The 13,203-nt window shown below is 69.2% G+C and carries 11 protein-coding genes and 1 tRNA gene; 3 read left to right on the top strand and 9 right to left on the bottom strand.

Annotated features, from left to right (window positions below):
* Positions 1–180 precede the first annotated feature (180 nt).
* Complete coding sequence (locus ACFMRZ_RS28270; protein ID WP_400181402.1) at positions 181–630, top strand: nuclear transport factor 2 family protein; 450 nt, start codon at positions 181–183, stop codon at positions 628–630.
* Positions 631–643: 13 nt separating this feature from the next.
* Here ACFMRZ_RS28270 and prmC read toward each other — a convergent pair whose 3' ends face one another.
* The 3 genes from prmC to rpmE all read right to left on the bottom strand — a co-directional run bounded on the left by prmC (position 644) and on the right by rpmE (position 3,145).
* Positions 644–1,525 carry a peptide chain release factor N(5)-glutamine methyltransferase gene (gene prmC, locus ACFMRZ_RS28265; RefSeq protein WP_400181401.1) on the bottom strand — a complete coding sequence of 294 codons (882 nt, stop codon included), beginning with the start codon at positions 1,523–1,525 and terminating at the stop codon, positions 644–646.
* Between the two features lie 74 nt (positions 1,526–1,599).
* Positions 1,600–2,679 (bottom strand): peptide chain release factor 1, encoded by a 1,080-nt coding sequence (prfA, locus tag ACFMRZ_RS28260; RefSeq protein ID WP_280276074.1) that lies wholly within the window; start codon positions 2,677–2,679, stop codon positions 1,600–1,602.
* Between the two features lie 229 nt (positions 2,680–2,908).
* Positions 2,909–3,145, bottom strand: coding sequence for a 50S ribosomal protein L31 (gene rpmE, locus ACFMRZ_RS28255; RefSeq protein ID WP_400181400.1), 237 nt, complete (start codon positions 3,143–3,145; stop codon positions 2,909–2,911).
* A gap of 449 nt (positions 3,146–3,594) precedes the next feature.
* On the opposite strand from rpmE, the gene ACFMRZ_RS28250 reads away from it, so the two are divergent.
* Complete coding sequence (locus ACFMRZ_RS28250) at positions 3,595–3,876, top strand: hypothetical protein (RefSeq protein WP_400181399.1); 282 nt, start codon at positions 3,595–3,597, stop codon at positions 3,874–3,876.
* A 5-nt stretch (positions 3,877–3,881) separates the two neighbouring features.
* Here the strand turns inward: ACFMRZ_RS28250 and rho are convergent, their stop codons facing one another.
* From rho to argS, 6 genes are all read right to left on the bottom strand, one after another.
* The gene (gene rho / locus ACFMRZ_RS28245; protein WP_400181398.1) at positions 3,882–5,765 is read right to left on the bottom strand and encodes a transcription termination factor Rho; all 1,884 of its coding nucleotides are present in this window, start codon (positions 5,763–5,765) and stop codon (positions 3,882–3,884) included.
* 515 nt (positions 5,766–6,280) lie between these two features.
* A complete protein-coding gene (gene thrB / locus ACFMRZ_RS28240) occupies positions 6,281–7,237 on the bottom strand; it encodes a homoserine kinase (protein ID WP_280361521.1) in 957 nt (318 codons plus the stop codon).
* Between the two features lie 25 nt (positions 7,238–7,262).
* Entirely contained in the window at positions 7,263–8,351 is a 1,089-nt protein-coding gene (thrC, locus tag ACFMRZ_RS28235; protein ID WP_280274047.1) for a threonine synthase, read from the bottom strand.
* Entirely contained in the window at positions 8,348–9,703 is a 1,356-nt protein-coding gene (locus tag ACFMRZ_RS28230) for a homoserine dehydrogenase (RefSeq protein ID WP_400181397.1), read from the bottom strand. The genes thrC and ACFMRZ_RS28230 overlap by 4 nt, the downstream gene beginning before the upstream one ends.
* Entirely contained in the window at positions 9,700–11,121 is a 1,422-nt protein-coding gene (lysA, locus tag ACFMRZ_RS28225) for a diaminopimelate decarboxylase (protein WP_400181396.1), read from the bottom strand. Before lysA ends, ACFMRZ_RS28230 begins: the two co-directional genes overlap by 4 nt.
* Before the next feature lie 52 nt (positions 11,122–11,173).
* Positions 11,174–12,832: an arginine--tRNA ligase gene (gene argS, locus ACFMRZ_RS28220; RefSeq protein ID WP_400181395.1), complete on the bottom strand. Its 1,659-nt coding sequence runs from the start codon at positions 12,830–12,832 to the stop codon at positions 11,174–11,176.
* 265 nt (positions 12,833–13,097) lie between these two features.
* Here argS and ACFMRZ_RS28215 point away from each other — a divergent pair.
* A tRNA-Arg gene (locus tag ACFMRZ_RS28215) sits at positions 13,098–13,170 on the top strand.
* Positions 13,171–13,203 lie beyond the last annotated feature (33 nt).

Raw genomic sequence — 13,203 nt, 5'->3', positions numbered from 1 at the left:
GCACGCCTTCCGGCAGGGTGCCGAGCCCCGCGTACCGCGATGGCCAGCACCGATGCCACGCTCCCACCGAGCGGGTGGGCGCGCCGAGACGCTCACGACCATGGGCGGCAATGCTTCCGAACGAGTGCGGGGTCGGATTTGCGCCAGCGGGCGGTGCAGGCGGGTTCGATAGTGGTTGACATGACCACTTCACGGGCGAGGCCCGATGTAGACGTGCTCGAGGGGATGTATCGGGCGGAGGCGGAGTATCTGGCGGCGGGTGGGCCGGGGCGGGCGTCGTTTGCGACGCTGGCGCCGTTTTTCGCGCCGGATGTCGTGCTGTATCAGGCCGAGGGGCTGCCCTACGGGGGAATCTGGCGCGGGCATGACGGGATGGAACAGTTCTTTCGCGCGATGAGCGGGGTGTGGGAGCGGTTCGAGATGGTCGAGCAGACCTATCTCAGTGGGGTATCGCCGCTGGTCGTCCGGACCTGGGTCAGTGCACGAGCGCGGGCGACGGGCCGGGATCTGAAGTTTCCGATCCTGCAGACCATTACCGTCGCCGACGGCCGCATTGCCGAGGTTCGGCCGTTCTACTGGGACACCGCCGCCATCGCCGACGCCTGCCGTATCCGCCTCGGGCATACCTGAGGCAAATCGGCGATCAGTCGGCGCGGGTGCGGCGGGCGGCCACGAAGCGGGGCCGGCCGGCGAGGTCGGGGTGCTCGGCGACCGCCGTGAAACCGCCGTGCGCGGTGAACGTGGCGGCGGTCTGGGAGCCGTTGGTGTCGTCGTGCTCGACCGCCGCCACGCCGTCGGCGCGGAGCAAACGGGCGATGGTGCCGACCATGGGGCGGATGACATCCAGGCCGTCGGCGCCGCCGAACAGGGCCAGATGCGGATCGTGGTCGCGCACTTCAGGATCCAGCCACGCCGACGTGGGGATGTAGGGCGGGTTGGCGACCACCACGTCGACGCGGCCGTCGAGGTCCGCCAGGATCGATGGGTCGGTGACATCGCCGGCGTGCAGGGTGATCGGGGTGTCACCGGTGGCGGCGCAGCGGTCCGCATTGCGCCGGGCCCAGTTCAGCGCGGCCGGATCGAGTTCCACCGCGTGCACCTCGGCGTCGGGGCGCGCGTGCGCGATCGCCAGTGCCAGCGCCCCCGACCCCGTGCACAGGTCCACGACGATCGGCGGATGCTCGTGCCCGGCCGCCTCCAATTGCGCCAGCGCCCAAGCGAACAGCAGCTCGGTCTCCGGTCGCGGCACGAACACCCCCGGCCCCACGACCAAGTCGATCTCCCCCATCGCCGCCGTGCCGGTGAGGTGCTGGAGCGGCACCCGCTCCGCGCGCCGCGCCACCAGCTTCTGGAACTCCCCCAGCTGTTCGGGCGTCACCATCGGAATCAGCGCCAGCCGTGGGCGTTCCACGCCGAGGACGTGAGCGGCCAGCGACTCGGCGTCGACGCGCGGACTGTGCACCCCCGCGGCCTGGAGCGTCTGCTCGGCCGCCAGGACCGCTGGGCGTAAGGGAACTCGGGTCACATCGTCCAGCGTGCCCGACGCGGCCGGGTCACCGGACACGAATACCCACGAAGCCGACCGTTCGGTGCCGTGAGTTATTCGACAGCAAGCCGGGCCGCACGGTCCGCCTCGCCCAGGGCGTCGAGGAGCGCGTCCAGGTCGCCGTCGAGCACCGAATCCAGATTGTGGGCCTTGAACCCGATGCGATGATCGGTAATCCGGTTCTCCGGGAAGTTGTAGGTGCGAATGCGTTCGGACCGGTCCACCGTGCGGATCTGGCTGGCCCGCCCGGCCGCCGCCTCCGCGTCCGCCTGCTCCTCGGCCAGCGCCTGCAACCGCGCCGCCAGCACCTGCATGGCGCGAATCTTGTTCTGCAGCTGCGACCGTTCGTTCTGACAGGTGACCACGATCCCGGTGGGCAGATGCGTGATACGCACCGCCGAATCGGTGGTGTTGACGCCCTGACCGCCCTTACCGGACGACCGGTAGACGTCCACGCGCAGATCCGACTCGTCGATCTGCACCTGCTCGACCTCGTCCGGCTCCGGATAGATCAGCACGCCCGCGGCCGAGGTGTGGATGCGGCCCTGCGATTCGGTGACCGGCACCCGCTGCACGCGGTGCACACCACCCTCGAACTTCAGCCGTGACCACACACCGTCCCGGCTGGGCTCGCGGCTCTTGATCGAGAACGTCGCTTCCTTGTAGCCGCCCAGGTCGGAGATGTTGGCATCGAGCACCTCCACCTTCCAGCCGTGCCGCTCGGCATAGCGGATGTACATGCGGGCCAGGTCGGCGGCGAACAGCGCGGACTCCTCGCCGCCCTCCCCCGACTTCACCTCGAGCACCACATCGTCGGCGTCGTGCGGGTCGCGCGGCGCGAGCAGATCGGTCAGCGTCTGCTCCAGCTCGGTTACCTGCTGCTCCAGACCCGGGACCTCCGCGGCGAACGAGGCGTCGTCGGCGGCCAGTTCCCGAGCAGCGGCCAGATCGTCGCGCGCGGCCTGCAGCTTGGTGTAGGTGGACATGATCGGAGCGAGTTCGGCGAACCGCTTGCCGACGCGACGGGCCTCGCCCGGATTGTTGTGCAGCGCCGGATCCGACAACTGCATCTCCAGGCCGGAGTGCTCGGCCAGAATGTCGTCGATCGCGGACGGGGCCGTGATATCGGCCATCGCGTGCTCCTGTAATTTTGGCGCCGCCTTCGGCGTCGCGGTTCGCGGCCCCTGAGGCTCGATTCTTCCCTCCTCCGCTCCTCCGCTTCGCTCCCCCGCTCCGTCGGTCCAGAATCGAGCCGGGCCGCGAACAGGAGGGATACCGGGTTGAGGGCGTTTTTGGGGGCCTTCTTCTCCCGAAACGCGCCGACGCCCGGCCTGCTCGGCAGGACGGGCGTCGGCGGTGGGGTTAATTGGCGTCTGCTTCGGCGCCCTTCTTGGCGCGCTTGCCGTAGCGGGCCTCGAAGCGGGCGACGCGGCCGCCGGTGTCCAGGATCTTCTGCTTGCCCGTGTAGAACGGGTGGCACTGGGAGCAGACCTCGACGTTGATGTGGCCCGACTCCTTGGTGCTGCGAGTCTGGAAGGTGTTGCCGCAACCGCAGACCACGGTCGTCGGCACGTACGTGGGGTGGATTCCTGCCTTCATGGGTGTCCTTTCGATGTGGTCGCCGGGTCGCCGTCGTGCATCGAGGGCGTGAACCGGAACCGACTAGGCGGGATGGTCTGCCTTCTACCAGCAGACGCACCAGCGGTCCAGTATGCCAGAACCGCCGGCATGCTCTCAAAACACTCCCCGCCACAGCTTTGTTCCCCGCCACCGAGCGCTTCCCCCTGAAACTGCGGGCACGCATATCCGCAGCTCTCGAGCCACGCTGAAGTCGAGTAGCTCGCTACTCGGGAATGTGAACACCGGTGTTCCTAAAGTTTCTCCAGGTGAGAACCGTGCCAACACTCGAAAGGAATGCAGTGCACCTCCACGCCGCTCGGGGGGCGACGAGATCCAGGTCACCGGCACCCGGGAGAACGCATCCGAGACACCGGAGAGGTCGCGCGCTGCCGGGGGGTACGCGCGCGGCGGAAATGTACGCCGGCGCCGTGTTGGTCGTGCTGTTGCTGACGGCCGGAATCGGCTGGTTCCTGATACCCGGCGACCGGCCCGCGACGGCCGCCGCACCGCCGGCGGGCTCGTCGCAACTCGAATTCACCGCGACCGCCGTCTCGACCGGCGGCGTCACCTCCGCCACGGCGCTGATCCTGGCGGTGCTGATCGTCGGCGCCGCACTGATCGGCGCGCTCTGCTACGCCCCGAAAATGCCGCGGCGGCCTCGCCGAAACGAGGCCGCCGCAACAACTTTCGCCCGCCGGAAACAGCGGTAGGCGGGTTACTCCTCGAGCGCGCCCGGGGCGGTCTTGGAGACCGTCATCAGGAACTCGAGGTTGTTCTTGGTCTTCTTCAACCGGTCGATCAGCAGATCGATGGCCTGGTGCGAATCCAACCCGGAGAGCACGCGACGCAGCTTGTGCAGCACCGCGGCCTCGTCGGGATTCATCAGCAGATCGTCGCGGCGAGTACCGGACGGGTTGACGTCCACGGCCGGGAACACGCGCCGCTCGGCGATCTTGCGGTCCAGCTTCAATTCGGCGTTGCCGGTGCCCTTGAACTCCTCGAAGATCACCGTGTCACCGGTCGAACCGGTCTCCACCATCGCGGTGGCGATGATCGTCAGCGAGCCGCCGTTCTCGATGTTGCGCGCCGCGCCGAGGAACCGCTTGGGCGGGTACAGCGCGGTCGAGTCGATACCACCGGAAAGGATGCGGCCCGACGCCGGCGACGCGTTGTTGTACGCGCGGCCGAGGCGAGTGATGGAGTCGAGCAGCACGACCACGTCCTGACCCATCTCCACCAGGCGCTTGGCCCGCTCGATGGCCAGCTCGGCGACCGAGGTGTGGTCCCCCGGCGGCCGGTCGAAGGTGGACGCGATCACCTCGCCGCGCACGGTGCGCTGCATGTCGGTGACCTCTTCCGGACGCTCGTCGACCAGCACCACCATGAGGTAGACCTCGGGGTTGTTGACCGCGATCGCGTTCGCGATGTCCTGCATGATCGTGGTCTTACCGGCCTTCGGCGGCGACACGATCAAGGCGCGCTGTCCCTTACCGATCGGCATGATCAGGTCGATCACCCGGGTGGTGAGCTTGTTGGGCTGAGTTTCCAGCCGCAGCCGCTGATTCGGGTACAGCGGGGTCAGCTTGTTGAAGTCCGGGCGGCGCTTGGCGCTGTCGATGTCGCTGCCGTTGACGGTGTCGAGGCGCACCAGGGGATCGAACTTCTGCCGCTGGTTTCCGGCCTCGCCCTCGCGGGGCGCGCGCACCGCGCCGGTGATGGCGTCACCGCGGCGCAGACCGTTCTTGCGGACCAGGTTCATCGACACGTACACGTCGTTCGGCCCGGCCAGGTAGCCGGAGGTGCGCACGAACGCGTAGTTGTCGAGCACGTCCAGGATGCCGGCCACGGGCTGCAGGACGTCGTCCTCGCGGATCTCGACGTCGCGGGTCTCGCTGCCGCCGCTCTCGCGGTCGCGACCGCGCCGCCGCTCGCGGAAGCGACGTCCGCGCCGGCCCCGGCCGGACTCGTCGTCGTCACCGCCACCATCGCGGCCATCACGGCCATCGCGGCCGCCCCGGGCGCCGTTCTGGTTGTTCTGGTTCTGACCGCCCGACTGCTGGTTGCGGTCGCGACGACGCTCGCCCGCATCCTGCTCCGGCTTCGCCTCGCCCTCGGTCTTCGCCTCGGACTTGTTCTCGGCCTTGCCTTCCGAACCCTCCGCGGCGCGCTGCTCGCGGCCCCGGCGCTGCCGGCCCCGGCCACGCTGACCACCCTCGCGGCCCGCGTCGTCGCCCGAATCGGCGGAGTTCTGCTCGGCCGGCTTGTCCGTGCCCACACCGTCGAGCGTCTGCTGCTCGGCCCGCGCCGACTTGCCGCCCTCGTTGCGACCGGCGGAGTCGTTCTTCGCGGCGGGCTCGGACTTCTTGCCGGACTCCGACTTCTCGGACTTCTCGGCCTTGTCCGACTTCTCGGCCTTGGCCGCGGGCTCGGACTTGGCGGCGGGCTCCGTCACGGCCGCGGGCGCCTCGCTCGCGGCGGCCTGCGCCTCACCCTTCGCGTCGGCGGCCTTCTCGGCCCGGCCGCGCGCGGGGGCAGCGGCCTTCCCCGACCCGGAAGATTGGTTTTCTTTGATAGCGGCGATCAGATCGCCTTTACGCATCCCGGATGTGCCTCGGATACCGAGCTTCTCCGGCAAGCGCACGCAATTGCGGCAACAACATTCCAGTCAGCCCCGATCGTGCGACGTCAGTTTGTTCGCTCATCTTCGAAATCTGTCCGGAGTCACTTTCGCGGTCCGAGGTGCGCACATCGGTCTCCACCCCGGGTGTCGCGAGCAGGTCCGTATCTGTCACGGAGATCCTTTCCTTCCCTCGATTGCCGTGTGCTTGTTCGAGGGTTTCGTCCCGAAGTCCGGTCACTGCGCCGAACTCGGATGCCGTATCGCCTGCCCCGCCGGACCGGCGGCGAAACACCACCTGGTCACAGCCACCGGTTCACAAAGGTGGGAGTGATCATTCCAGTTGCTGTCCTCGATGTACGAGACTCGGGTCCCGAGCCTGAGCAAGGAGCCTTCTGGAGCGATTGCCCTGATGAAGCACCGGCGACTGACGCGCACGATGTACGGACTCGCCCAGGATAGCTCCCACCGTTCACCTCAGCAAGGCAGGCGCGCCGTCAATCGACCCGGACGCCGTCGGAGATGTCCGGCCGGATCACCCGCAAACCGTCGATCACCGCCCGTTCACGCAGCTCAGCGGGAAAATCTCCGGTGCTCAACGCCAGCACCGTCGGCCCCGCGCCCGACACCGTCGCCGCGATTCCGGCCTCGCGCAATCGCGCGATCCACGTCGTCGTGAGCGGCAGCGCGGACGAGCGATAGCCCTGGTGCAGCCGGTCCGCCGTGGCGGGTAGCAGCAGGTCGGGACGCTGCGTCAGGGCGACCACGGCCAGTGCCGCGCGACTGGCGTTGAACGCCGCGTCACCGTGCGGGACCAGGTCCGGCAGCATGCCGCGGGTATGTGCGGTCGAGGACCGCTCCTCGGGGACCAGTACCGTCGCGCACAGCGCGGGGTGCGGATCCAGCCGTACCGCACGGTATACGCGCTGATGGTCCGCCGAACCGTTGGCGCCGTTCGCGACCGGGCCGCCGGTTTCGGTCCACGACACCACGATGCCGCCGAGCACGCTCGCCGCCGCGTTGTCGGGGTGTCCCTCGAATTCCGAAGCCAGCTGCACCAATTCGGCATCGTCACAGGCCAGCTCCGCGTCGAACTCGGCGGCCAGGCCACGGGCCGCGGCCAACCCGCCGACCACCGCCGAGGCGGACGACCCGAGCCCACGAGAGTGCGGAATCACATTGCGGCACAACACATCCAGGCCGTTGGCCCAGACGCCCGCCGATTCCAACCCCCTTTCGATCGCACGCACCACGAGATGTGAAGGGCCCCAAGGCACGTCGTCGGCGCCTTCACCCTCCACCCGGATCGTAAGCCCGGAATCGGTCGTGCGCACCACGATCTCGTCATAAAGCCCCAGGGCGATACCGAGCGAGTCGAAGCCCGGACCCAGATTCGCGCTCGACGCCGGCACCCGGGCCGTCACGGTGATACCTGGCGGCAGGGTCCGAGTCATCAACCGACCTTCGCGCGAGCTCAACTCAGGCCAGCTCGAGTTCGTGGGCCACCGCGACCGGGTCGACCTGGATCGCCTGCACCTCCGGCATGCCCGACAGGGCGGTGTCGGGGTCCTTGAGGCCGTTGCCGGTCACCGTGCACACCACGGTCAGCCCGGCGTCCAGCCAGCCCTCCGCGCGGGCGGCCAGCAGCCCGGCCACGCTCGCCGCCGAGGCGGGCTCGACGAACACGCCCTCGGTGCTCGCGATCAGCCGGTACGCGTCCAGGATCGCCTCGTCGGTGGCGGCCCGGAAGGCGCCGCCGGACTCCTCCTGCGCGCGCACCGCGCTGTTCCACGAGGCCGGCGCGCCGATCCGGATTGCGGTGGCGATGGTCTCGGGATTCTTCACCGGCGCCCCGGCGACCAGCGGCGCGGCACCGGCGGCCTGCACGCCCAGCATGCGCGGGCGGCTCGTGGTGACGCCGTCGGCGTGGTACTCGCTGTAGCCCTTCCAGTACGCGGTGATGTTCCCGGCGTTGCCGACCGGCAGCGCGTGCACGTCGGGCGCGCGGCCCAGCGCGTCGCAGATCTCGAACGCCGCGGTCTTCTGGCCCTCGATGCGGGCCGGGTTCACCGAGTTGACCAGGCCGACCTCCGGGAATTCGGAGGTCACCTTGCGGGCCAGCTCCAGACAGTCGTCGAAATTGCCCTGCACCTGGATGATCTTGGCGCCCAGCATGACCGCCTGCGCCAGCTTGCCCATGGCGATCTTGCCCTGCGGGATCAGCACCGCGCAGTGCATGCCCGCGCGGGTGGCGTAGGCGGCGGCCGAGGCCGAGGTGTTGCCGGTGGAGGCGCACAGCACCGCCTTCTGGCCGCGGGCCTTGGCGTCGGTCATCGCCATGGTCATGCCGCGGTCCTTGAAGGAACCGGTCGGATTCAGGCCCTCGACCTTGAGATAAACCTCACAGCCGGTGAGCTGCGACAGGTGGTGCGCGGGCACCAGCGGGGTGCCGCCCTCGAACAACGTGACCGGCTCCCAGTCCGCGCCGACCGCGAGTCGATCGCGATACGCGGCGATCAACCCCGGCCAGGGAGTGTGCACAGCCGCCGGCTGCACTCCTGTACTCATTCCTCGGTGCCTTCCAATCTCAGAACGCTGGTCACGGACGTGACGGACTCCAGTTCGGCGAGCGCTGACACCGTATCGGCCAGCGCCGACTCCTGTGCGTGGTGGGTGACCACGACGAGTCGTGCTCCCTCGTCGTGTCCCTCTTGGCGGACCGTCGAGATGCTGACGCCGTGTTGGGCGAATTCGCCGGCTACCGCCTGCAGCACCCCGGTGCGATCGGCGACCTTCAGGTTCACGTGGTAGCGGGTGGGTGTGTCGCCGATCGGCGCGATCGGCAGCTCAGCATAAACCGATTCACCCGGGCCGCGACCACCGTAGAACTTGTTGCGCGCCGCCATCACCAGGTCGCCCATCACCGCGGACGCCGTCGGGGCGCCGCCGGCGCCCTGGCCGTAGAACATCAACCGGCCGGCGTTCTCGGCCTCGACCACCACGGCGTTGAAGGCGCCGTCGACGGCCGACAGCGGATGCTTGCGCGGGATCAGCGCCGGGTACACCCGCACCGAGACCCGCTCCTTGCCGCCCTCGGCCGCGGGCAGCTCGCCCGGGACGCGCTCGCAGATGGCCAGCAGCTTCACCGTGCAGCCGACGGCCGCGGCGGTCTCCAGGTCCTCACCGGAGATCTTGGTGATGCCCTCGCGATAGACGTCGGCGGCGGTGACACGGGTGTGGAAGGCCAGCGAGGCCAGGATCGCGGCCTTGGCCGCGGCGTCGTAACCCTCCACATCGGCGGTCGGATCGGCCTCCGCGTAGCCCAGCCGGGTGGCCTCGGCCAGCACGTCCGAGTAGTCGGCCCCGCTCTCGTCCATCGCCGAGAGTATGAAATTCGTTGTGCCGTTGACGATTCCGACCACCCGGTTGACCCGGTCACCGGACAGCGACTGGATCAGCGGGCGCACCACCGGGATCGCCCCGGCGACGGCGGCCTCGAAGTACAGATCCGCGCGGCTGCGCTCGGCGGCGGCGGCCAGCTCGCCGGTGTAGTCGGCCAGCAGCGCCTTGTTCGCGGTGATCACCGACTTGCCCGCGTTGAGCGCCGCCAGGATGACCTTGCGCGCCGGGTCGATGCCGCCCATCACCTCGACCACGAGGTCCACGTCGTCGCGGCCCACCAGGGCCTCGGCGTCGGTGGTCAGCAGCTCGTCCGGGAGGCCGCGGTCGACGCCGAGCCGGCGCACGGCGACCCCGCGCAGCACGACCGGCGCGCCCACGCGCGAACGCAGGTCGTCGGCATGGTCGCGGAGGATTCGCACCACCTCGGTACCGACATTGCCCATACCGAGCACCGCGACGCCGATCGGATGATCGACGCCGAAACCGCCGGCACCCGTGCGGCTCGATACCTCGCTCATGGCTCCACCTCCAAACTCAACAGATCGCCCACCGTCTCGCGACGCAGGATCAGCCGCGCCTGCCCGTCGCGCACGGCCACCACGGCCGGCCGGGTCAGCATGTTGTAGCGGCTGGACATCGAATAGCAATAGGCGCCCGTACCGGCGACGGCGACCAGGTCGCCGGGGCCCACGTCCGCCGGAATCCAGGTATCGCGAATGACGATATCGCCGCTCTCGCAATGCTTTCCGACCACCCGCGCGACCACCGGGTCGGCCGCGCTGGAGCGCGACACCAGCCGGCAGTCGTAGTCGGCCTGATACAGCGCGGGCCGGATGTTGTCGCTCATGCCGCCGTCGACGCTGACATAGCGACGCCGGGCGCCGGCGTCCAACGTCACGTCCTTGGTGGTGCCGACCTCGTACAGCGTCACCGTGCCGGGACCGGCGATGGCGCGGCCGGGCTCGACGGCGATTTCCGGTGTGGCCAAACCGATCTGGGCGGCCTCGGCGGTCACCAGATCGCGCACCTTGGCCGCGAAATCGTCCAGCGGCGGCGGATCGTCGCTGGGCAGGTATGAAATGCCCAGTCCGCCACCGAGATCCAGCGTGTGGATCTGCTCGGTGCGCTCGACGCCGAACTTGTCGATGGCATCGCGCAGCAGCCGCAGCATGCGCCGGGCCGAGATCTCGAAGCCGTCGATCTCGAAGATCTGCGAGCCGATGTGGCTGTGCAGGCCGACCAGGCGCAGGTTCCGGGTGTCGAACACCCGGATCAGGGCCTCCATGGCGTCGCCGCCGGCGATGGAGAAGCCGAACTTCTGGTCCTCGTGCGCGGTCGAGATGTATTCGTGCGTATGGGCTTCCACGCCGACCGTGACGCGCACCAGCACGTCCTGCACCACGCCCGCGGCGCCGGCCACCCGCTCCAGCCGGTCGATCTCGATCAGCGAGTCGACGACGACGTGGCCGACCCCGGCGGCCACCGCCGCTTCCAGTTCGCTCACCGATTTGTTGTTGCCGTGCAAGGCGATTCGCTGCGCGGGGAAACCGGCGTGCAGCGCCACCGCCAGTTCGCCGCCGGAGCAGACGTCGAGATACAGGCCCTCGTCGCGGACCCAGCGCGCGACCTCACCGCACAGGAAGGCCTTGGAGGCGTAGTGGATCCTCGCCTTGTCGCCGAAGGCGCGCAGCATGTCGCGGCAGCGCGAGCGGAAGTCGTCCTCGTCCACCACGAACAGCGGGGTGCCGTACTGCTCCGCCAGTTCGGTCACCGGGACACCGGCCAGCCGCACCACCCCGTCGGCGTCGCGAGAGGCGTTGCGCGGCCAGACGTTCGAGGGCAGTTCGATCAGCTGTGCGGGGTTCGCGGGACGCTCCGGGAGATTCGGGGCGTGCGGGATTTCGGCATGCCGGGGCCCGGCCGGGTGCGCACTCACGATGGTTCCTTTCCTGCGGCGCGGGTCGATTCGTCGGCGGGGACCGGGGCGTTCACATGCGCTCCGGTGCCGAGACGCCGAGCAGGCCCAGCCCGTTGGCGAGGACCTGCCGGGTCGCCCGGACCAGTTCGAGCCGGGCGGCGTGCAGCGGCGTCACCGGCTCGTCGCCCTTCGGGAGAACCCGCATGTCGTCGTCGGACTGGAACGGGTGGTACACGCCCGCCAGTTCGTCCAGATAGCGGACCACCCGGTGCGGTTCGCGCATCTCGGCGGCCGTCGCGACGACCCGCGGGTACTCGCCGAGGGTGCGGATCAGCTCGCCCTCCCGGTCCGAGGTCATCAGGCCGAGATCCGGTGTGACCGAGGCGAATCCGAACGCCGCCGAATTCTCGATGATGCGGCAGGTGCGCGCGTGCGCGTATTGCACGTAGTAGACCGGGTTCTCGCTGCCCTGCGTGGTCCACAGGCCGAGGTCGATGTCGATGCTCGAGTTCACCGAGGAACGCACCAGCGAGTACCGGGAGGCGTCCACGCCGATGGCCTCGACCAGGTCGTCCAGGGTGATGACAGTGCCGGCGCGCTTCGACATCCGTACCGCCACACCGTCTTTCACCAGGTTGACCATCTGGCCGATGAGCACCTCGACCGTGTCGGGGTCGTCACCGAACGCGGCCGCGGCGGCCTTCAAGCGGCCGATGTAGCCGTGATGGTCGGCGCCGAGCATGTAGATGCACAGATCGAATCCGCGTGCCCGCTTGTTGTGGAAGTAGGCGATGTCACCGGCGATGTAGGCGGCGTGGCCGTCGCTCTTGAGGACCACCCGGTCCTTGTCGTCGCCGTACTCGGTGGAGGCGATCCACCAGGCGCCGTCCTTCTCGTAGAGCCTCCCGGACGCCTTCAACTCGGCGACGGCCTTGTCTACCGCACCCGACTCGAACAGCGAACTCTCGTTGAAGTACACGTCGAAGTCGGTGCCGAAGTCGTGCAGGGTCTGCTTGATGTGCGCGAACATCAGCTCAACGCCCTCGCGCCGGAACAGTTCGTGCCGCTTCCGCTCGGGCAGGTCGGCCGCGCCGGGATGCGCGGCGGCGATGCGGTCGGCGATGTCGCCGATGTAGGCGCCCGCGTAGCCGTCCTGCGGGGTGGGCGCGCCGGTGGCCGCCGCGACCAGGGAGTTGGCGAACCGGTCGATCTGGGCGCCGTGGTCGTTGAAGTAGTACTCGCGGGTGACATCGGCGCCCTGCGCGGCCAAAATGCGGCCCAGTGCGTCGCCGACCGCGGCCCAGCGGGTGCCGCCCAGATGGACCGGCCCGGTCGGGTTGGCGGAGACGAACTCCAAGTTGATCTTCCGCCCCGCCAGCGCGGCCGACGTGCCGTAGCCGGCGCCCGCCGCCAGCACCTGCTCGACGATCGCCCCCTGCGCGGCCGCCGCCAGCCGGATATTGAGGAATCCCGGTCCCGCGACCTCGGCGGACTCGACGCCGTCGGTCGCCGCCAGCGCGTCGGCCAGCAACCCCGCCAGCTCGCGCGGGTTCATGCCCGCCTTCTTCGCCACCTGCATGGCCACATTCGTGGCATAGTCGCCGTGTTCCGGATTGCGGGGACGCTCCACCTTGACCTCGTCGGGCAGGACCGCGGGGTCCGATCCACGTTCGACAAGCACCTTCGCGGCCGTGGCGCGAAGGAGATCTGCAAGGTCAGCTGGAGTCACGAGTCTCTATCCTATGGTCTGAGCAGGTGTGCCCCACCAGCGGGGACCTGCACGGGCAACGCCGGTCACAGGACCGGCAACACCAGCGTGCCGCACGAACAACGACGCGCATATCGAATTTCCCGCCCACCACCGCGACACCCCTCCCGCCCCACCAGCCGACGCCCCCGGTCGCCCCTACTTTTTGGCGCACGCCCCCGGATGCGATACGCTTTCCCAGCCCGATCGGACGACGTGTAAACAGGTGACGAGCGGGTCCACCCCCGCCCTCGTAGCTCAGGGGATAGAGCGTCTGCCTCCGGAGCAGAAGGCCGCAGGTTCGAATCCTGCCGAGGGCACCGAATGAAGCCCTGACCAGCCACCACGGTCAG

It is taken from the genome of Nocardia sp. N2S4-5 (genome assembly GCF_044628355.1).
In the GTDB taxonomy this organism is placed as follows: domain Bacteria; phylum Actinomycetota; class Actinomycetes; order Mycobacteriales; family Mycobacteriaceae; genus Nocardia; species Nocardia wallacei_B.
This window is presented reverse-complemented; position numbering and strand designations above follow the sequence as displayed.

Bases quoted from the DNA above. Each gene is read 5' to 3' on its own strand.
- ACFMRZ_RS28230 (WP_400181397.1), bottom strand. From the start codon at position 9,703: ATGAGCGAGGTATCGAGCCGCACGGGTGCCGGCGGTTTCGGCGTCGAT.
- thrC (WP_280274047.1), bottom strand. From the start codon at position 8,351: ATGAGTACAGGAGTGCAGCCGGCGGCTGTGCACACTCCCTGGCCGGGG.
- thrB (WP_280361521.1), bottom strand. From the start codon at position 7,237: ATGACTCGGACCCTGCCGCCAGGTATCACCGTGACGGCCCGGGTGCCG.
- rpmE (WP_400181400.1), bottom strand. From the start codon at position 3,145: ATGAAGGCAGGAATCCACCCCACGTACGTGCCGACGACCGTGGTCTGC.
- rho (WP_400181398.1), bottom strand. From the start codon at position 5,765: ATGCGTAAAGGCGATCTGATCGCCGCTATCAAAGAAAACCAATCTTCC.
- prfA (WP_280276074.1), bottom strand. From the start codon at position 2,679: ATGGCCGATATCACGGCCCCGTCCGCGATCGACGACATTCTGGCCGAG.
- ACFMRZ_RS28270 (WP_400181402.1), top strand. From the start codon at position 181: ATGACCACTTCACGGGCGAGGCCCGATGTAGACGTGCTCGAGGGGATG.